The organism is Flavobacterium gelatinilyticum, assembly GCF_027111295.1.
GTDB lineage: Bacteria > Bacteroidota > Bacteroidia > Flavobacteriales > Flavobacteriaceae > Flavobacterium > Flavobacterium gelatinilyticum.
Genome location: NZ_CP114287.1, coordinates 3,198,709 through 3,218,698, shown reverse-complemented (window position 1 = coordinate 3,218,698; position 19,990 = coordinate 3,198,709). Strand labels below are relative to the sequence as shown.

Annotated in this window: 18 protein-coding genes; all 18 read right to left on the bottom strand. The window is 35.5% G+C overall.

Annotated elements, in window-relative coordinates:
* Positions 1-88: 88 nt before the first annotated feature.
* Complete coding sequence (locus OZP11_RS13665) at positions 89-2,578, bottom strand: pectate lyase family protein (protein ID WP_281231115.1); 2,490 nt, start codon at positions 2,576-2,578, stop codon at positions 89-91.
* Between the two features lie 519 nt (positions 2,579-3,097).
* Positions 3,098-3,865, bottom strand: a complete 768-nt coding sequence (locus tag OZP11_RS13660; RefSeq protein ID WP_281231114.1) for a Bax inhibitor-1/YccA family protein — start codon at positions 3,863-3,865, stop codon at positions 3,098-3,100.
* A gap of 166 nt (positions 3,866-4,031) precedes the next feature.
* A complete protein-coding gene (locus tag OZP11_RS13655; RefSeq protein ID WP_281231113.1) occupies positions 4,032-5,423 on the bottom strand; it encodes an NADH-quinone oxidoreductase subunit N in 1,392 nt (463 codons plus the stop codon).
* 56 nt (positions 5,424-5,479) lie between these two features.
* Positions 5,480-6,919, bottom strand: coding sequence for a complex I subunit 4 family protein (locus OZP11_RS13650; protein ID WP_281231112.1), 1,440 nt, complete (start codon positions 6,917-6,919; stop codon positions 5,480-5,482).
* Positions 6,920-6,929: 10 nt separating this feature from the next.
* A complete protein-coding gene (nuoL, locus tag OZP11_RS13645) occupies positions 6,930-8,813 on the bottom strand; it encodes an NADH-quinone oxidoreductase subunit L (protein WP_281231111.1) in 1,884 nt (627 codons plus the stop codon).
* 6 nt (positions 8,814-8,819) lie between these two features.
* Positions 8,820-9,140, bottom strand: coding sequence for an NADH-quinone oxidoreductase subunit NuoK (gene nuoK, locus OZP11_RS13640; protein ID WP_057121630.1), 321 nt, complete (start codon positions 9,138-9,140; stop codon positions 8,820-8,822).
* Positions 9,140-9,679, bottom strand: coding sequence for an NADH-quinone oxidoreductase subunit J family protein (locus OZP11_RS13635; RefSeq protein WP_281231110.1), 540 nt, complete (start codon positions 9,677-9,679; stop codon positions 9,140-9,142). Before OZP11_RS13635 ends, nuoK begins: the two co-directional genes overlap by 1 nt.
* Positions 9,680-10,225, bottom strand: a complete 546-nt coding sequence (locus OZP11_RS13630) for a NuoI/complex I 23 kDa subunit family protein (RefSeq protein ID WP_281231109.1) — start codon at positions 10,223-10,225, stop codon at positions 9,680-9,682.
* 80 nt (positions 10,226-10,305) lie between these two features.
* The gene (gene nuoH, locus OZP11_RS13625; RefSeq protein WP_281231108.1) at positions 10,306-11,358 is read right to left on the bottom strand and encodes an NADH-quinone oxidoreductase subunit NuoH; all 1,053 of its coding nucleotides are present in this window, start codon (positions 11,356-11,358) and stop codon (positions 10,306-10,308) included.
* Between the two features lie 6 nt (positions 11,359-11,364).
* Entirely contained in the window at positions 11,365-12,393 is a 1,029-nt protein-coding gene (locus OZP11_RS13620; RefSeq protein ID WP_281231107.1) for an NADH-quinone oxidoreductase subunit G, read from the bottom strand.
* An 85-nt stretch (positions 12,394-12,478) separates the two neighbouring features.
* The gene (nuoF, locus tag OZP11_RS13615; protein WP_281231106.1) at positions 12,479-13,846 is read right to left on the bottom strand and encodes an NADH-quinone oxidoreductase subunit NuoF; all 1,368 of its coding nucleotides are present in this window, start codon (positions 13,844-13,846) and stop codon (positions 12,479-12,481) included.
* Position 13,847: 1 nt separating this feature from the next.
* Positions 13,848-14,378 (bottom strand): complex I 24 kDa subunit family protein, encoded by a 531-nt coding sequence (locus OZP11_RS13610; protein ID WP_281231105.1) that lies wholly within the window; start codon positions 14,376-14,378, stop codon positions 13,848-13,850.
* Between the two features lie 132 nt (positions 14,379-14,510).
* The gene (locus OZP11_RS13605) at positions 14,511-15,749 is read right to left on the bottom strand and encodes an NADH-quinone oxidoreductase subunit D (RefSeq protein WP_281231104.1); all 1,239 of its coding nucleotides are present in this window, start codon (positions 15,747-15,749) and stop codon (positions 14,511-14,513) included.
* Between the two features lie 18 nt (positions 15,750-15,767).
* On the bottom strand, positions 15,768-16,289 hold the full coding sequence (locus OZP11_RS13600; protein WP_281231103.1) for an NADH-quinone oxidoreductase subunit C: 522 nt from the start codon (positions 16,287-16,289) through the stop codon (positions 15,768-15,770).
* A 1-nt stretch (position 16,290) separates the two neighbouring features.
* The gene (locus OZP11_RS13595) at positions 16,291-16,839 is read right to left on the bottom strand and encodes an NADH-quinone oxidoreductase subunit B (protein WP_281231102.1); all 549 of its coding nucleotides are present in this window, start codon (positions 16,837-16,839) and stop codon (positions 16,291-16,293) included.
* Positions 16,840-16,993: 154 nt separating this feature from the next.
* A complete protein-coding gene (locus OZP11_RS13590) occupies positions 16,994-17,359 on the bottom strand; it encodes an NADH-quinone oxidoreductase subunit A (RefSeq protein WP_281231101.1) in 366 nt (121 codons plus the stop codon).
* A gap of 242 nt (positions 17,360-17,601) precedes the next feature.
* Positions 17,602-17,796 carry a cold-shock protein gene (locus tag OZP11_RS13585; protein ID WP_007137066.1) on the bottom strand — a complete coding sequence of 65 codons (195 nt, stop codon included), beginning with the start codon at positions 17,794-17,796 and terminating at the stop codon, positions 17,602-17,604.
* A 307-nt stretch (positions 17,797-18,103) separates the two neighbouring features.
* Positions 18,104-19,855 carry an aspartate--tRNA ligase gene (aspS, locus tag OZP11_RS13580; protein ID WP_281231100.1) on the bottom strand — a complete coding sequence of 584 codons (1,752 nt, stop codon included), beginning with the start codon at positions 19,853-19,855 and terminating at the stop codon, positions 18,104-18,106.
* Positions 19,856-19,990: the final 135 nt, after the last annotated feature.

Below are 19,990 nucleotides of genomic sequence, written 5' to 3'. Positions count from 1 at the left end.
TAACTGATTTATGTTTTTCAATTAATCCAGATGCGTAAAGTTTTAAATAAAAGGCTTCCGAATTTCCGGAAGCCTTTTGCTTTTAATCTTAATTTTTAAGAAGAGTCTGATTTGCAGTGCCTCCAGCAGTAAAAATTTTGGCTAAATAAGTTCCTGTAGGAAGTTCGTTTATGTGCAGACTTTCTGTGCCCTTTTGGATCGTTTTTACAAGTAAACCTGAGATATTATAAATCAAAACTTTTTCAATTTTCTGATTTGGGTCAGATACATATAAAGTTCCGGAAACCGGGTTTGGATACAAGAATATTTTTGCATCAGCTGGCTCTGAAACTTCTTCTGTTTTGGCAATTCTAAGCGTTCCGCTATTGTATGAAGTGCTCATATAGAATAAGTTTGAAGTGTCTTTTTTCGTAATTGTATGACTTCCGGCTGCTAAAGATACAGTTACAATTCCTCCCGAAGCCGTTCTGTCAACATTATCCACTTTGATAGTTGCAGCACTTTCTACAAATACAAGAGTCAGTGTGCTGGCCTGAGTCGTGGTAAAGGTTATGCTTGTAGAGGATTCTATTTTTAGACATTGTGTAAGTGTGAGTCCGTTATAGTTTACGGTTCCTTTTGTGGTCGAAAGATTTCCGGTTATGTTATAAAAAGAGCTCGTTTTTCCAGAAGCAGTAAAATTGTGGATTTCAGCACTTGATGGCGTACTTGTAGTTACTGTTATTGTTCCTGATGCTGTTGAGGCAGTTCCTGTACCGCTGGTAGTAACAGAATAGGAAACATTTGCAGTTGGAGTTCCGGTAATGGTAATGGTTTTTGCCGAAGTATTTTTTACAAAATTAAGTCCGGAAGCCGGCAGTCCTGTTACAGAAGCATCTGTTGCAGTTCCTCCCCAGGTAAATACGATCGTATTGATAGCTGTACCGTTTACAACTGTCTGACTGTTGTTATTTGTTGAGGTTAAAGTTTGGCTTCCTGCCGGTTGAGTGGTTCCGTCCTGAACATAAACTAAATTAGTTTGATAATTTGTGAGTGCAGCCTTTAAACCTGTATTTACAGCATCGGCAGTATCATCTACGGCATTGTTGAAAGTCCATTTTAAATCGCCTCCTGAAACGCGTCCGGCATACTGCATTACATTTGTTCTGGCAGTTTCCGGACTGTCAGGAGTATAAGAATACATTATGCTTGAATTTGTGTCAAAATTGTTATAGGTTTTAGCTCCTTTTTTAGAAGTAATACTGCTGCTTATGGTTTCATTTCGGGTAGAAGCAACGTAGGCATCAAATTCAACAGGATATGATGAGGCATTATAACCTACAAATCTTGTCTGACCGCTCATAGTATTATTGAAAGCTTTAATCGTTCCTCCATCCTCGCTAGAGAATGTTCCTGTTGCGCCATTGTATACATCTGTTCCCTGCATTGAAGTCAGCATAGGGTATTTACAATTTCTAAAATAATTAGCTTCTACAAATACAGATGAACCTAAAGTAGATCCAACTCCGTATTTAGAATTCCCATCATAATAATTGTTGTAAACGTGTGCAGAATAATATCTCACGCGGGGATGACGCGAATCTGAATGGTCATACCAGTTGTGGTGATAGGTGATATATAAACCTGTTGTTGTTCCTTCGCTTAAACCTAACAGATTTGATTTTCCTGAATCCCAAAAATGATTGTATGAAAAAGTAATATACGTTGATTTTTTGCAGTCCAGAGCACCGTCTCCTTTTATTTGATCGGCATCGCTTCCGGCGTTTCCGTAAAAGAAATCACAATTGTGAACCCAGACATAATCGTTGTCCTGCTGCAGTCCAATATTATCACCTTCACCGCTGTCGCAGTTCATAGTACCGATATTTCTAATTTCTATGTTAGAAGCATTTTTAACTCTAATTCCCCAGCCGTCTGCTACAGCGTCGTCTCCAATTCCTTCCAATGTTATATAACTAGAAGCATTTTTATTGTTTTCGATCACGATATCGCCATTCAGCATATACGAAGGATCAGTTATCTGCCCTACCATACGAATAATAAGAGGCCTTAAATCCTTTCCTTTTTTGTATCCGTCCAGAATAGTTTGAAGCCCAACGCAGGGATTTGAAGTTGCTCCGGTTACATCAAGAGAAACAGTATTCTTAGTCTGTTGTGTGATGTAAATAATTACGGCATTGCTTTTAGGAGTTCCGTCTGCATTATAAGCTCCCGGAACACGTGAGTTGGCAAAAGCAAATCCGGATCGGTCATGAGCTTTAACGGTTAAAGATCCTGTAGTGGTTCCGTTTCCTTCAACCCCGGAAATAACCGGTTTAATTTTAACGGTATAGGTTCCGGCTTTTAAGCCCGGAATATCGGCTCTAAAATAGCTTCCGTAGCTTCTTATAAGCTGATTGTCAATTTTACGATCCGTTATGCCTCCGCCTGTATAATAGACATTATAGGTTTGGGCATTGCTTACAGGCTGCCATTTTACAAAAACAGATTCAAGCCATCCGCTGGCTTCGTTGATTTGCTGTGACCATGATTGTACGGCAAAAAGAAATAACGTCAGAAAAAGTAGGTGTTTTTTCATAATTGTTTAAGTTAAAACGTTAATAAAGTTTTGTGGTTTTTTGTGATTGTGGTTTTACGATTAATTGTAATCGATTACACAAAATTATATAAAATTTTATTATTCGTATTATTTTTAATTTAAAAAAATGTATAATGAAAAAAATATTGCGTTATTTTATTTAAAATGTAATTTATTGCATTAATTGTAATTTATTACATAATTCCTATATTTCTGTAAAGCCTTTAATTTGCTGACGTTTTATAATTAAAAAAGTACATCATTTGTTAAAATGTATTTTTATGACTTTTTCTCTCATTTTTGTTATATTTATAAATAGGTTGGATTTTTTTGATTTTAAATATCAAAAACGAATGGTTTTGCCCGAGAGAAAAAGACAAATAAAGATTTTAGAAGTCAGATATCTGAGTAATAATATGTTAAGTAAGTTGTCTGTATCTTGTAAAACTTGCCTCTATAAAAAAGAAGAAAGCCTTTTTGAATTTTCAAAAAGGCTTTCTTACTATAATGTTTTAAGAATTAGTCTCTGCTTGACAGCTTAGATAATAATCTTAAGAATTCTATATACAACCATACCAATGTGATCATTAATCCCATTGCGCCAAACCATTCCATAAATTTTGGCATTCTTTCCTGAACACCTCTTTCGATTTGATCGAAATCAAGGAATAAATTTAAAGCAGCAATAATAATAACAAAGACACTGATACCAATGCTCATTAAAGAATTTCCATGATGAACAGGCGTAAAGCTTGTAAACATCGAAACAATCCATGAAATAAGGTAATAGGTAGCAATGGCTAAAGTAGCAGCGATTACAATCGATTTAAATTGTTCCGTAACTTTTACGATTTTATATTTATAGAGACCCAGACAAACTAAAAACGTAACTAATGTTGCACCAACAGCATTAATTACAATTCCAGGGTACATTGCTTCAAAAATAGCCGATATTCCTCCAATAAATAATCCTTCAAATAAGGCATAACCAGGAGCCAGGTAAGGCGATAAATGTGGTTTGAATGCTGAGATCAAAACCAGAATAAATCCTACGATTGCACCTCCAATAGCCGGTAAAAGCACATTCATTTGATTGAATGCCATCCACCATGTAATCATTGCAGATCCGCATAGTATTAAAAATAAAATCGCCGTTTTATTGATTGTTCCGGATAAAGTCATTTCCTGATTGTAATCAATAATTTGTGATCCCTGTTCAGCTCTTGAAACAGCATTTGATGAGAAACGCTTGTTGCTTAAAAATGGATTTTTTGAATTAAAGTTCATGATTTTTATGCTTTGATTTGCCCCAAATATATGGAGTTTTTTTGAGTTTCAATTTTTTACGTTAAAATTTTAACATGAGATTTTCTTGCAAATTGCTCATATTGAAAAATAAAAAAATCCATTCCGTTTTACCAGAATGGATTCGTTATTTTTTAAATCGTATTTTTTAGTTTAGTAAGTCTAAAACCAAAGAAGGGAATAAACCTAAAGCAATATTTAAACCAATCGAAACTATGGCAACAGCGTAAATAAGAAATGGTTTTCCTGTACGAACTTCATTAGGTTCTTTAGAATACATAGCTAATATTAATTTGAAGTAATAGCCGACACTAATAATAGAGTTGATTACACCAACAATTACGATAGCCACATAACCCGCATGAAGCGCCTGGTCAAACAAGAATAATTTAGCAAAGAATCCTGAGAAAATAGGAATACCGGCCATAGATAATAATGAACCAGTCAATATCGCAGCCAATAACGGATTTGTTTTTCCTAAACCGTGGAAGTTTGTAATGTCTTCATTATCCTGATTTTTGCATACATATAAAATAACACTAAATGCAGCGATACCTGCTAAAGCATAAGCGGCAGTATAGTATAAAAGAACTCCAGCAGAAGATGCAATTGTTAAAAATGTCATTAACATAAAACCTGCGTGAGAGATTCCCGAAAATGCAAGCATACGTTTTACATTTACCTGACGTAATGCCATTATATTTCCAACGGTCATCGAAGCGATTGAAACAGCCAGAATAACATTTGTAAATGTGTTAGAAAGGTCCTGATTTTCCAATGATGGAAGTAAATTTAATCCTTCAGCTAATTTATAAAGCGTAGCAATAGCAACTACTTTTGCCAGAGTACTCATTAAAGCAGTTGTTAAAGCCGGAGAACCTTCGTAAACGTCCGGTGCCCAGAAATGGAAAGGCACAGCGGCAATTTTAAAGAACATTCCAATAGTCATTAAAATCATTCCGATAGGAAACCAGATTGGTAATTCTGCAGATAAGGCACTATCGTGGATTTCTGAGATATCAAAAGTTCCCATTGCTCCGTAAATCAAACAAATTCCGAACAAGATAATTCCAGATGCAAAAGATCCCATAAGGAAATATTTCATACCTGCTTCATTGCTTTTAATGTTCAAACGATCACTTGCAGCAAGTACATATAAGGCAATAGATAAAATTTCGATTCCAAGGAAGAACATGGCTAAGTTTCCAAAAGAAACCATAGCAACAGCTCCTGCCAGTAAAAATATTTTTATAGCTATAAAATCAGAGATTTTTGTCTGATGATTTTCATAGAAATTATGGCTTAATGCTACTAGGAAAATAGTTAAAATAATAAATAATGATGAAAACGCAGTTGAGAACCTGCTTACTGCAATCATATTATTGTAATAACTTGCCGTTGATCCAAATTCGCAGAAATTAAGTGCTAAGACACCCAGCAAACCTAAAATGGTAAACGGAACGATGCCTTTTCTAAAATTTAGAATTTCAAACAATAGGCATAAAATACCCAATCCTGTTATAGCTATTAATGTATTCATTTTTGTTTTTTTGATTTAGGAAATCTAAAACGCCCTAATTTATTTTATTTAAAATATTAATTTTTGTTGATAACGTTTAAAATCGTTTCTAAACTTGGTGTAATCAAATCTGTAATAGGTTTTGGATAGAATCCAAAGAATAGTAAAACAGCAATTATTACGACCATAGAAATACCTTCGTTTACAGAAACGTCTGCAAAAGTTTTAGAATTAGTTTCTCCCAACATTACATTTTGGAACATCTTAAGCATATAGTAGGCTCCAAGAATGATAGTAGTTCCTCCTAAAACGGCAAACCATATATTAGCCTGAGAAAGACTGTATAAAACAGTAAACTCTCCAACGAAATTAAATGTACCCGGTAAAGCAACAGAAGCCAGAACCAAAATTAAAAACATAGAAGTAAATTTTGGAGACTGGGTGCGAATACCGCCTAATTCAGCAATTTCTCTTGTTTCAAATCTTCTAAAGATGATTTCAGCAGCAAAGAATAAACCTACTACAACAAAACCGTGCGCGATCATTTGTAAAACAGATCCGCGTAAACCATCAAGAGTTAATGTATAAGATCCGGCTGCAATTAATCCAACGTGAGCAAGAGAAGAATAGGCTAATAATTTTTTTAAATCTTTTTGTCTTAAAGCTACAATCGATCCGTAAATAACTCCTGCAATTCCTAATACAATGAAAATGTTCATGTACTCTTTTGCTGCAAGCGGTGCGATAGGTAACTGCCAGCGGATAACACTGTACAATCCCATTTTAAGCATGATACCAGATAAAAGCATCGTTCCAACTGTTGGAGCTTTTTGGTAAACATTTGCCTGCCATGTATGGAAAGGAATGATTGGAATTTTGATTGCATACGCCAGGAAGAAAGCAAGGAAAATCCAAAGCTGTTCGCAAGCTGATAAATCTACTTTATATAAATCTTCAATTAAGAAGCTTCCTGCTTTTTGATACAGATAAATAAAACCAACCAGCATGAATAGAGAACCAGCAAGTGTGTAAATAAAGAATTTAACTACTGCTTTTCTGCGTTCCTCAGCATCACCATTACCCCAGATAAGCGCAATAAAGTAAATAGGAATAAGGGCTAACTCCCAAAAAATGTAATATAAAAGACCATCTGCAGCAAGGAAAGTTCCTGTCATTGCAAATGCCATAAATAAAATCAGTGCATAAAAAGCTTTTGCATTTTTATAATCATTCCCGAAAGATGAGAATATAATAATAGGAGTTAAGGCTGTTGTCAATAAAAGCATTGCAATTCCTAATCCGTCAGCATTTAGCGCGAATGAAATTTTAGGCTGATTGATCCATGCATTAATAAGGCTGATATTTTCACCAGCATTAAAATGGTTTAACAATACAACCGAACAGCCTAAAGCTGTCAAACTAAAGAACAAAGCTACTTTTGAAGCGAGTTTGTCACCAGAAATAAAAGTGACAAATGCACCAACTAAAAGAATAATTAATATAAGAGAAACGTTCATAGTTATAAAATTATTGAGCTAAAAATATATAAGATACAATGGCACAAAGACCCAACACGAAAACAAACAGATATAATCCAATACTTCCGGTCTGTAGTTTTCTACCCTGAAAAGCCAGTTCATTGGTTACTTTTCCTAATCCGAAAATAAGTACTGATAAGCCGGTTTCAATTTTGTCTCTAAAGAATTTTGATAATCCATTTATGGTACGAACAAATATGGCATCGTAAATTTCATCTACATAATATTTGTTATATAAAAGTTTACTTAAACCAGTAATGTTTTCATCAGATTCAGGAACATTGTCTTGTTTAAAGTATTTAATATAAGCAATCAAAATGCCTAACAATCCACCTAATACAGCAACTCCCATAAGAGTATATTCTGTTGCTCCTAAATGATGTTCTTCGCCTGCAGCTTTTGTGAAAAGAGGAGCAAGATATTCATTTAACCAGCTGTTTCCAGGTAAACTGATCAATCCTCCAAAAGTTGCTAATATAGCTAAGATGATAAGTGGAATAGTAATTAATGAACCACTTTCATGCAAATGATGTTTTTGCTCTTCAGTTCCTCTAAATTCTTTAAAGAAAGTTAAGAACATCAAACGGAACATATAGAAAGCTGTCATAATTGAAGCAATCGATCCAACAACGTATAATGGAATACTGTGGTGGAAAGCAGTTAATAAGATTTCGTCTTTAGAGAAAAACCCTGAGAAAAATGGAACTCCTGAGATTGCTAATGAAGAAATCATCATTGTCCAGAAAGTAATTGGCATTGCTTTGCGAAGGCCTCCCATATTACGCATATCCTGTTCACCATGTAATCCGTGAATTACAGAACCTGAGCCTAAGAATAAACAAGCTTTAAAGAAGGCGTGAGTGATTACGTGAAAAACTGCTACTTCGTAAGCTCCAAATCCTAACGCTAAAAACATTAATCCTAATTGTGAAACTGTAGAATAAGCCAATACTTTTTTAATATCTGTCTGAACTAAACCAATTGTAGCCGCAACTAATGAAGTGATGGCTCCAATAACTGCAATTACAGTTTGTACATCATGAGTTAAGTCAAAAACAAAGTTTAATCTCGTTAACATGAAAATACCAGCAGTAACCATCGTAGCTGCGTGAATCAAAGCAGAAACAGGAGTTGGTCCTGCCATCGCATCAGGCAGCCAAGTGTATAACGGAATTTGTGCAGATTTACCACAAGCTCCAATAAATAAGCATAAAGCAGCTAAAGAAAGTAATGATACATCTAAGTTTGTTGCTCCGGCAATAGCTGTTTTTAATGTTGCGTAGTCTAAAGTAGAAAACATTGAACCAATTATGAACATACCAATTAAAAGACCTAAATCTCCAATTCTGTTCATAATGAAAGCCTTTTTTGCAGCATCATTATAATCCTGGTTTTTATGCCAGAATCCGATAAGTAAATAAGAACAAAGTCCAACACCTTCCCATCCGATGAAAAGAACTAATAAGCTGCTTCCAATTACAAGTGTAATCATAAAGAATACAAACAGATTTAAATAGGCAAAGAATTTATGCATATTCTCATCATCATGCATGTAACTGATAGAGTATAGGTGAATCAAAGATCCAATTCCGGTTACAAACAATAACCAAAGAACTGATAATTGATCTAATAAAAATCCAAGATTGATTTTGATGTTACTAATTTGAATCCAATCAAATAAAGTAACTTCAATTGCTTTTCCGGTTGAAGTAATTTGATTAAAAAGTACAAGAGTAACAATGAAAGAAATTGCCACAGCAATAGTTCCGATTGCACCGGAAACCGTTTTACCTAAGCTTTTTCCAAAGAAAACATTGATTAAAAATCCTAAAAAAGGAGTTAATACTAAAAGTAAAGCTAAATTAATATCCATTTCTTTTTATCCTTTTAAATTTTTTAAGTTATCGATACTAATTGAGCCGATGTTTCTAAATATAGCTACCAGAATTGCCAATCCAACTGCAACTTCGGCAGCGGCAACGGCCATGGAGAAGAATACAAATACTTGTCCCTGTGCATCCTGATGATAAGTAGAAAAAGCCACAAACAAAAGGTTTACCGCATTAAGCATGATCTCGATTGACATAAAAACGATGATAGAATTTCGTCTGTATAACACACCAAAAACACCAATACAAAAAAGTACAACACTTAAAAAGATGTAATTTTCAATACCTATCTGATTTAATATATTACCCATTACTTATTTGATTTTTCTTTTTTAGACAATAATACAGTTCCAATCATTGCTACTAAAAGTAAGATCGAAGCAAATTCAAACGGCACCATATATTCATTCAATAATATTTTACCCAATACTTCAATAGACTGGAAATCTTCTCCTGTTGAATCGTAATCACCCACAATTGGTTTAGAGTTGATGAAGATTGCGATTAAAATCATTACAATTAAGCAGAAAGAAACAATAGCTCCTAAGCGTGTAATTCTAGGTCTGTGAACATCTTTTTGTTCATTCAGGTTCATTAACATGATAGTAAACAGGAACAAAATCATGATGGCTCCGGAATACACTATTATATGTACAATTGCTAAAAATTGAGAGTTTAACAGCAAATAATGACCGGCAATAGAGAAGAAACAAATCACTAAGTAAATAGCTGAGTGAATTGGGTTTCTGCTGAATATAGTTAGGAAAGCAGTGATTACTGTAATAAACGCTAAGATACAAAATATCACTCCTACAGGAGTTGCGTTTGCAAGATCTGGAATGTGTATCATTTAGTTAGCGTTATTAAGTTGTGTATTTTTAATTGCCATTTCTAAAGGCATCACTAATTTGTCTTTTCCAAAAATGAAATCTTCTCTGTCATAATTTGCAGGAACCAGTACTTTAGATTTTGTCAAATAGATTGCATCTTTAGGACAGGCTTCTTCACACAATCCGCAGAAAATACAACGAAGCATATTGATCTCATAGATTTCAGCATACTTTTCTTCTCTGTATAAGTGTTTTTCATCTGCTTTTCTCTCTGCAGCTTTCATTGTAATGGCTTCTGCAGGACATGATAAAGCGCATAATCCGCAGGCTGTACAGTTTTCGCGACCCTGCTCATCACGTTTCAGCATGTGCTGGCCTCGATAAACAGGACTCATTTCACGAACCTGTTCAGGGTAATGAATCGTAACTTTTTTTCTAAAAAGGTGCTTAACTGTAATAAACAGACCTTTTACAATCGCCACAAGATACAATCGTTCAATAAAAGTCATGTCCTTATTTGACACCACCTTTTTTCTTCCCGATAATGATATAGTTTCTATTGACATTTTTACTGTTATAATTTATGATTCAAAATTTGATCTCAAATTCAAAATCTATTTTGTTTTTATTTGAAGCTAATCGTTTTTTAGAATCCTAAGGCTGCTGCGATATCGTGTCTTAATATAACAGCACCTGTAATCATGATATTAATAATTGAAAGCGGAATTAAAATTCTCCAGCCTAAGTTCATTAACTGGTCATATCTAAATCTAGGAATCGTCCAGCGTACCCACATGTAGAAAAATATGAAGAAACATATTTTTACAAATAATACTGCAATTCCTAATAAGTTAGCTGTATTAACGCCAACGTTTTCTACCATCCACTGCATCCCAGGATAGTTGTATCCTCCAAAAAACAATACTGAGATAATTGTTGAAGAGATGAACATACTTGCATATTCAGCAAACAAATAGAATCCCATTTTCATTGATGAATATTCTGTATGATAACCTCCAATCAGCTCATTTTCACATTCTGCTAAGTCAAATGGTGTTCTGTTCGTTTCTGCAAATGAACAGATTAAGAAAATTAAGAAAGATAATGGCTGATAGAAAACATTCCAGTTCATTCCGGCTTGCTGTTCAGAAATTACTTTCAAACTCATCGTTCCTGTCATCATTAATAAAGCGATCATAGACAATCCCATTGCGATTTCGTAAGAAACCATTTGAGAAGCGGCACGAACTGCTCCCATTAATGAAAATTTATTGTTAGAAGCCCATCCACCAATCATGATGCCGTAAACTCCAACAGAAAGAACACCAAAAATGTATAATAAAGCAATGTTTACATCAGTTGCCTGAAGTATAATGTCTCTTCCAAAAAAATGAAGTCTGTCTCCCCAAGGAATTACAGCACTTGTCATTAAGGCTGTACTCATGGCAATTGCCGGTCCTACAACAAATAAAAATCTATTTGGCGTGTTTGGAAAAAATTCTTCTTTAGAGAATAATTTCATACCATCGGCAAGCGGCTGTAATAAACCTCCCCATCCTGCGCGGTTTGGTCCTACACGATCCTGAAGGAAAGCTGCAACTTTACGTTCAGCCCAGGTAGAATACATCGCCATAATCATTGTGATCGCAAAAACGACAACAATAACAACACTCTTTTCTATAATAAATGCACTTTCCATTTCTTACTATTTTTTATCTTTATCAGTTAATGGAATTGATGCCATACTAATTTTTTTACGATCAATATCACGGCCTAAAAGAATGTTCTTTTCGGTATCGATTTCAACTTTCTCTAATTTCGTAACGTAGTTATTTTGGTTGATTACAGAATCTTTTTCAAATTCTCTTGGACCCTCAATAACCCAGTCATTCACATCTTTATGATCGAAACGACAGCTGTTGCAGATGAATTCTTCAACTTCATGGTATTCGTCTTTACGGCCTGTTACACGTTGAATTTCACCTCCAAACATCCAAACGGTAGTTTTACCGCAGCATCCCGGAGTTGTACATTCTCTGTGTGCGTTGTAAGGTTTGTTAAACCAAACTCTTGATTTAAAACGGAAAGTTTTGTCTGTTAAAGCTCCAACCGGACAAACGTCAATCATGTTTCCTGAAAATTCATTGTCGATTGCTTTAGAAATTCCGGTAGAAATATTAGCGTGGTCACCACGGTCTAATACTCCGTGAACGCGGTTGTCTGTCAATTGATCTGCAACTTGTACACATCTTTGGCATAAAATACAACGGTTCATATGCAGTTGAATATTTGGACCGATATCTTCCGGCTCAAACGTTCTTTTTTCTTCAATAAAACGTGATTTTGGGTTACCGTGTTCAAAACTTAAGTTTTGAAGATCACATTCACCGGCCTGATCACAAATAGGACAGTCTAATGGGTGGTTGATCAATAAAAATTCTGTTACAGACTTACGTGCTTCCGTAACTCTGGCAGAAGATTTACTGTTTACTTCCATTCCGTCCATACATCCTGTTACACAAGATGCCATTAATTTTGGCATTGGTCTTGGGTCAGCTTCGCTTCCTTTCGAAACTTCAACTAAACAACAACGACATTTACCGCCGCTGCCTTTTAATTTTGAGTAATAGCACATGGCTGGCGGCACCAAATCTCCACCAATCATACGTGCAGCCTGCAGGATCGTTGTTCCTGGCTCTACGTCTATACTTTGACCGTCTATTGTTACTTTCATCTTTGCTTTGTTTTTTTAGTTTCAGGTTTAATGTCTCAGGTTATTGGATCTGAAACTAAAAAAACATGAAACTCGAAACTATATTTTAAACTGTTTGTTTACCTACTAAATGCTTAACCTGAGAAAAAGGTTCGGCAACAAAGTGTTCTCTGTTTTTAATTTTTTCAGGGAAACGAACGTGATATTCAAATTCATCTCTAAAGTGACGGATCGCAGCAGCTACCGGCCAGGAAGCAGCATCACCAAGAGGGCAGATTGTGTTTCCTTCAATTTTACTTTGAATGCTCCACAATAATTCAATATCTTCTTCACGACCGTGACCGTTTTCAATTCGGTGTAATACTTTTTCTAACCATCCTGTTCCTTCACGGCAAGGTGTACATTGTCCGCATGATTCATGGTGGTAGAAACGGGCAAAATTCCATGTGTTTCTCACGATACAAGCTGTGTCGTTGTAAACGATAAATCCTCCTGAACCTAACATTGATCCGGTTGCAAAACCTCCATCGCTTAAAGATTCGTAAGTCATTAACCTATCTTCGCCGTTTGCTGTTTTGAAAATCAATTCAGCAGGTAAAATCGGCACAGAAGAACCTCCCGGTACAAATGCTTTTAAAGGTCGGCTTGAAGACATTCCTCCTAAATATTCATCAGAATTCATGAATTCGTCTACGCTTAACCCTAATTCAATTTCGTAAACACCAGGATTTTTGATGTGTCCTGAAGCAGAGATTAATTTAGTTCCTGTAGAACGGCCAATACCAATTTTAGCATAATCATCACCAGAATTGTTGATAATCCAAGGCACTGTCGCAATAGTTTCAACGTTGTTTACTACTGTTGGGTTTGCCCAAAGTCCTGAAACAGCAGGGAATGGCGGTTTAATACGAGGATTTCCTCTTTTTCCTTCCAGAGATTCTATAAGTGCAGTTTCTTCTCCACAGATATAAGCTCCAGCCCCACAGTGAACATGAAGGTCAAGATCGTAACCAGAACCTAATATATTTTTTCCTAACCAGCCTGCAGCTCTTGCTTCGGCGATTGCTCTTTCTAAAATTTTGAAAACCCACATGTATTCTCCACGGATGTAGATGTACGATAGGTTAGCTCCCAAAGCGTAGCTTGAAGTGATCATTCCTTCGATTAGTAAGTGAGGGATAAATTCCATCAAATAGCGGTCTTTGAATGTTCCCGGCTCAGATTCGTCGGCGTTACAAACTAAGTGTCTTGGTCTTCCTGATTTTTTATCAATAAAGCTCCATTTCATTCCGGCAGGGAAACCGGCACCACCACGTCCGCGAAGACCTGATTTTTTTACTTCTTCCGTAACTTCGTCAGGAGTAAGTGTTTTTAAAGCTTTTTCTACAGATGCATAACCGCCGTTTTGACGATATACTTCGTAGGTTTTTATTCCCGGGATATTGATTTTATCTAATAATATTTTTTGTGACATCTTATTTATCGTGTAATATTATTTTATCATCTCTACAATCAGCAATGATCTGATCGATTTTCTCTTCTGTCAGTTTTTCTTTGTAAAAATCGCCTAACTGCATCATTGGAGCATATCCACAGGCACCTAAACATTCTACACCGGCAATGGTAAACATTCCGTCAGGAGTAGTTTCGCCCATTTTAATGCCTAATTTTTCAGAAGTATAATCCATTAAATTTTCGGCACCGTTTAAACAACAACAAGACGTCTGGCAGAATTCAAACATGTACTTACCAATTGGCTTTTGGTTGAACATGGTATAAAAAGTTACCACTTCATAAACCTCAATAGGTTTGATCTGAAGGATTTCGGCAACTTTGTCCTGCAGTTCAATGCTCAGCCAGTTGTTATGTGCATCCTGTACTTCATGCAGAACAGGCAGTAATGCCGATTTTTGTTTGCCTTCCGGATAATGACTGATCAATTCATTGATGCGGTTCATCAATGCCTCGGTCATATTTATTTCTTGTTTGTAATGTTTACGTTCCATTTTTGTTTTAGATTTTGGATTTTAGATTTTAGATTTTTTCAATCTTTGTCCATAATCCGTATTCTGCAATCTTATTAATTTTAGATTTCTGATTTTAGAGTTCCAGTCCGAAATCTAAAATCTGCAATCTGTTTACGCGTCTAATTCGCCCGCAATTACATTTAAACTTGATAAAATGATAATTGCATCAGAAAGTAATGCCCCTTTAATCATTTCCGGGAATGCCTGATAGTAAATGAAACAAGGTCTTCTGAAATGTAATCTGTATGGAGTTCTGCTTCCGTCTGTTGTTAAATAGAAACCTAATTCTCCATTTCCTCCTTCTACAGCGTGGTAAATTTCGGCAACCGGAACAGGAACTTCTCCCATAACGATTTTAAAGTGATAGATTAGGGATTCCATTGAATTATATACATCTTCTTTTGGAGGAAGGTAATAATCCGGAACTTCTGCATGGTATTCGTTTCCTGGAGGCATTTTTTCTAAGGCCTGACGAATAATGCTCAAACTTTCCCAAACTTCAGCATTACGAACACAGAAACGATCGTAAGTGTCACCTGATTTTCCAACAGGAACAATAAAGTCAAAATCTTCGTAAGATGAATAAGGCTGTGCTACACGAACGTCGTAATCGATACCGGCTGCACGTAAGTTTGGTCCTGTAAATCCGTAAGCCATTGCTTTTTCGGCAGTAATTCCGCCTACGTTTACAGTTCTGTCAAGGAAAATTCTGTTTCTTTCGAACAGATTTTGGAATTCTTGCCAAACCGGAGGGAATTCTTCCATGAATTTATCTAGTTTTTTGAAAACTTCTGGAGACCAGTCTCTTTCAAAACCACCGATTCTTCCCATATTTGTAGTCAAACGGGCTCCACAAATTTCTTCGTAGATTTCGTAGATTTTTTCTCTAAATTGAAAAACGTATAAGAAACCAGTATACGCACCGGTATCTACACCTAGAATTCCGTTACAGATAATGTGGTCTGTAATACGAGCCAGCTCCATAACGATAACTCTTAAATACTGCGCTCTTTTTGGAACTTCAATACCTAATAGTTTTTCTACTGTCATCCACCATCCCATATTGTTGATAGGAGAGGAACAATAGTTCATACGGTCTGTAAGAGGTGTGATTTGATAAAAAGGACGATTTTCGGCGATTTTTTCAAAAGCTCTGTGAATGTAACCAATAGTTGGTTCAGCTTCTAAAATTCTTTCACCATCCATCAATAGGATATTTTGAAAAATACCGTGAGTAGCCGGGTGAGTCGGACCTAAGTTAAGAACCGAAAGCTCGCTTCCGTCTTCATTGTGTCGCTCCTTAATTATTTTAGCATAACGATGCTCTGGTGGTAGTAATAGTTCTGACATTTTATAATGTTGAATTATTTAGCAATTTGATACTGTTCTTCCGAAGAATCTGTCGTCTTTATCAGTTCTTCCGCTGTCTTCCATTGGGAATTCTTTTCTCATTGGGAAAGACACCATTTCATCCATGTTCAAAATACGTTTTAACTGTGGGTGGCCGATAAAATCGATTCCGAAGAAATCGTATGTTTCTCTTTCCATCCAGTTTGAACTTAAGAAGATATTTGAAATAGATTTGATCTCAGGTTTTTCACCATTTAGATAAACTTTGATTCTAATACGTTTGTTTGTAAACCAGTTGTGTAAATGATATACAACTGCAAACTGACGCTCTGATTCGTTGTCAGGATAGTGAATGCCGCATACATCTGTTAAAAAGTGAAATTGCAGTTCAGAATCATTTTTTAAGAATAGAATCAAGGCTGTAATTTTATCAGCTGAAGCTTCTAATGTAAAAATGTCTCTTTCCTCACGAAAGTTAAAAACATCGTTATTAAATGTTTCTACAAGTTTATTTTGAATCTGGGTATTTTCTAAAGCCATCTTATGAAATATTATAGGAAGCTAATAGTTCCTGGTATTCTGGTGAGCTTCTGCGTCTAACAGATTCGCTTTTTACCAATTCTTGTAATCTCATTACTCCGTCAACGATCTGCTCTGGTCTTGGAGGACATCCCGGAACGTAAACGTCAACAGGGATAACTTTGTCAATTCCCTGAAGAACCGAGTAAGTATCAAATACACCTCCAGATGAAGCACAAGCTCCTACTGCAACTACCCAGCGAGGTTCAGACATCTGCTCGTAAACCTGTCTTAAGATTGGTGCCATTTTTTTAGAGATGGTTCCCATTACTAACAGCATATCTGCCTGACGAGGTGAGAAACTTACACGCTCAGATCCAAATCGTGCTAAATCGTAATGTGATGCCATTGTTGCCATAAACTCAATTCCGCAGCAAGATGTTGCAAAAGGTAAAGGCCAAAGAGAATTCGCGCGTGCCAGACCTACAACGTCATTAAGTTTTGTAGCGAAGAAACCTTCTCCAACAAGACCTTCCGGAGGTGACACCATATTTACTTTTGAATCGCTCATTTTTATTTTAGATTTCTGATTTTAGATTTTAGATTTTTTGAAATCGTAGAAAATAAAATCAATTTTTTAAATCAGTTTTATTTGATGAGATTAAATTTTAAATTTTTGGTTCAGATTTAATCTAAAATCAGAAATTTAAAATCTAAAATCGGAATTATTCCCATTCTAATGCTTTCTTTTTGATGATGTAGAAGAAACCCACTAAAAGCAATGACATGAAAACAAGCATTTTCAGCATTCCTTCAACACCAAGATCTTTAAAGTTTACTGCCCAAGGGTAAAGGAAAATAACCTCTACATCAAACAATACAAATAAAATGGCTACTAAGAAGTATTTTACAGAAAAAGGAATACGGGCATTACCAACAGATTCGATACCGCACTCAAAGTTTTTATCTTTAACTTCAGAGCTTCTTTTTGGGCCTAATTTTCCAGAAATAATGATTGTTCCTACCACAAAACCAACAGCCAGAATCAACTGCATTAAAATAGGAATGTAACTGTATTGATCGGATTGCATAAACTTCGATTTTTTACTTAAAGAATAAGGCACAAAGATAGCTTTCGATGATGTAAATCACAAGTTAAAGAAGGATTTAAGTAGGCTATAAATCGGGGTTTATATGTAATTTTTATTGATTATAAATAAGATTGTTGTTTTTTAATATTTTTTTAAGAATTGGGCAAAAAAAACGTCCCGAAATTAATCGGAACGTTTCTTAAACCATTCAGAGGCAAAAAAAATAAATTGCTATATTTTTCTTAGATTACTGCTACTTTAGCAGCAACTTTCCCTTTTCTTCCTTCTTCTTCTTCATAGCTTACACGGTCACCTTCGCGTAATTCTTCCGCGTTAATTCCTGAAGCGTGAACGAAGATGTCCTTTCCTGTTTCTTCGTCTGTAATGAATCCATAACCTTTAGATTCATTGAAAAATTTTACTGTACCTGTACGCATTGTAATTGTAATAATAATTTATAATAAAGCAAATGTAACATATAAATTCATACAAAAGACATGAAGGTGTTAATTTTTTGTAAAAATTATTGATTTACAGTGTTTTTACCTAGTTTATTGCATCAATTTATTTATAGAATACCATTATTTGAGAATCATTAATTGTAAGAATATAAAAATGACTCAATTGTAAGAATTTGATAATTCTAAAGAATTTGTTATTTAAGATTTTTCTTAACGTTTATTTAAAATAGAAAAAGCAGCTAAGATTTTAGCTGCTTTTTTATATCGGTATTAATTTTGTAAATTATATAGTGTCAATTTTAATACGAAGTTCTTTTAACTGCGCATCATCAATTGCTGCAGGAGCATCAATCATAACGTCACGTCCCGAATTGTTTTTAGGGAATGCGATAAAGTCTCTGATGGTTTCCTGACCTCCTAAAATGGCAACCAGCCTGTCAAGACCAAATGCTAATCCTCCGTGAGGCGGTGCTCCAAACTGAAAAGCATCCATTAGGAACCCAAATTGTGCCTTTGCTTCTTCTTCAGTAAATCCTAAATATTTAAACATTAACTGTTGTGTTGCCTTATCGTGAATACGAATAGATCCACCTCCAATTTCGTTTCCGTTTAAAACCATATCGTATGCGTTTGCGCGAACTTTTCCAGGTTCTGTTTCCAGTAAAGCCATGTCTTCCGGTTTTGGAGAAGTAAATGGATGGTGCATTGCGTGGTAACGACCGCTTTCTTCATCCAATTCTAATAATGGGAAATCTACAACCCAAAGTGGAGCAAATTCTTCAGGATTACGCAAACCTAAACGAGCTGCTAATTCCATACGTAAAGCTGAAAGTTGTGCGCGTGTTTTGTTTGCAGGACCAGAAAGTACAAAAATCATATCGCCAGGATTTGCTTCTGTTGCTTTTGCCCAGTTTGTTAAATCATCCTGATCGTAGAATTTATCTACAGATGATTTATAGGTTCCGTCTTCGTTACATTTTACGTAAACCATTCCTGATGCTCCAACTTGCGGACGCTTCACCCAGTCAATTAATCCGTCGATTTCTTTACGAGTGTAATTTCCTGCTCCCGGAACGGCAATTCCAACAACTAATTCAGCTGCATTGAATACAGGGAATTCCTTGTGCTGTGCAAATTGGTTCAATTCACCAAACTTCATTCCGAAACGAATGTCCGGTTTGTCATTTCCGTATGTTTTCATGGCATAATCGTAGGTAATTCTTGGAAATTTATCTACTTCGATGCCTTTAATTTCTTTTAATAAATGTCTTGTTAAGCCCTCAAATACATTTAAAATGTCTTCCTGCTCTACAAACGCCATTTCGCAGTCGATCTGAGTAAACTCAGGCTGACGGTCTGCACGTAAATCTTCGTCACGGAAACATTTTACAATCTGGAAATATTTATCCATTCCACCCACCATCAATAATTGTTTGAAAGTCTGTGGAGATTGCGGCAATGCGTAAAACTGTCCTTCGTTCATACGGCTTGGCACAACGAAATCTCTTGCCCCTTCAGGAGTAGATTTAATCAAGTAAGGTGTTTCAACTTCACAGAAATCTAAATCAGATAAATATTTACGAACTTCCATCGCTACTTTGTGACGGAATAGTAAACTGTTTTTTACAGGATTTCTACGAATATCCAAATAACGGTATTTCATTCTGATATCTTCACCACCGTCAGTTTCATCTTCAATTGTAAAAGGAGGTGTTAAAGCAGAATTTAAAATCGTTAATTCAGAAACTAAAATTTCAATTTCGCCAGTCGGAATGTTTTTGTTTTTTGCTTCACGCTCAATAACGGTTCCTTTTACCTGAATTACGAATTCACGTCCAAGAGTTTTGGCTAATTCAAAAACGGTTTTATCTGTACGGCTTTCGTCAAAAATAAGTTGAGTAATTCCGTAACGGTCGCGTAGATCGACCCAGTTCATAAATCCTTTATCGCGTGATTTTTGAACCCATCCCGCAAGTGTAACTTCGGTATTAATATTTGAAGCGTTTAGTTCGCCGCAATTATGACTTCTATACATGATCTCAATTTTAGACTGCAAAAGTAAATACAAAATTCAAGATAATATAGTAAAGTGATAAACTTGATGCTTATAATTTTAAATATTTTGTTAATTCTGAAATTTTGAAGCGCTTATTTATTTAGATTTGAATCT

Excerpts from the sequence above, each read along its gene's own strand:
- nuoL (WP_281231111.1), bottom strand. The coding sequence starts at position 8,813 with ATGGATATTAATTTAGCTTTACTTTTAGTATTAACTCCTTTTTTAGGA.
- OZP11_RS13630 (WP_281231109.1), bottom strand. The coding sequence starts at position 10,225 with ATGTCAATAGAAACTATATCATTATCGGGAAGAAAAAAGGTGGTGTCA.
- OZP11_RS13660 (WP_281231114.1), bottom strand. The coding sequence starts at position 3,865 with ATGAACTTTAATTCAAAAAATCCATTTTTAAGCAACAAGCGTTTCTCA.
- OZP11_RS13620 (WP_281231107.1), bottom strand. The coding sequence starts at position 12,393 with ATGAAAGTAACAATAGACGGTCAAAGTATAGACGTAGAGCCAGGAACA.
- aspS (WP_281231100.1), bottom strand. The coding sequence starts at position 19,855 with ATGTATAGAAGTCATAATTGCGGCGAACTAAACGCTTCAAATATTAAT.
- OZP11_RS13665 (WP_281231115.1), bottom strand. The coding sequence starts at position 2,578 with ATGAAAAAACACCTACTTTTTCTGACGTTATTTCTTTTTGCCGTACAA.
- OZP11_RS13590 (WP_281231101.1), bottom strand. The coding sequence starts at position 17,359 with ATGCAATCCGATCAATACAGTTACATTCCTATTTTAATGCAGTTGATT.
- OZP11_RS13655 (WP_281231113.1), bottom strand. The coding sequence starts at position 5,423 with ATGAATACATTAATAGCTATAACAGGATTGGGTATTTTATGCCTATTG.
- OZP11_RS13635 (WP_281231110.1), bottom strand. The coding sequence starts at position 9,679 with ATGATACACATTCCAGATCTTGCAAACGCAACTCCTGTAGGAGTGATA.
- nuoF (WP_281231106.1), bottom strand. The coding sequence starts at position 13,846 with ATGTCACAAAAAATATTATTAGATAAAATCAATATCCCGGGAATAAAA.
- OZP11_RS13595 (WP_281231102.1), bottom strand. The coding sequence starts at position 16,839 with ATGAGCGATTCAAAAGTAAATATGGTGTCACCTCCGGAAGGTCTTGTT.
- nuoH (WP_281231108.1), bottom strand. The coding sequence starts at position 11,358 with ATGGAAAGTGCATTTATTATAGAAAAGAGTGTTGTTATTGTTGTCGTT.
- OZP11_RS13585 (WP_007137066.1), bottom strand. The coding sequence starts at position 17,796 with ATGCGTACAGGTACAGTAAAATTTTTCAATGAATCTAAAGGTTATGGA.
- OZP11_RS13650 (WP_281231112.1), bottom strand. The coding sequence starts at position 6,919 with ATGAACGTTTCTCTTATATTAATTATTCTTTTAGTTGGTGCATTTGTC.
- nuoK (WP_057121630.1), bottom strand. The coding sequence starts at position 9,140 with ATGGGTAATATATTAAATCAGATAGGTATTGAAAATTACATCTTTTTA.
- OZP11_RS13610 (WP_281231105.1), bottom strand. The coding sequence starts at position 14,378 with ATGGAACGTAAACATTACAAACAAGAAATAAATATGACCGAGGCATTG.
- OZP11_RS13605 (WP_281231104.1), bottom strand. The coding sequence starts at position 15,749 with ATGTCAGAACTATTACTACCACCAGAGCATCGTTATGCTAAAATAATT.
- OZP11_RS13600 (WP_281231103.1), bottom strand. The coding sequence starts at position 16,289 with ATGGCTTTAGAAAATACCCAGATTCAAAATAAACTTGTAGAAACATTT.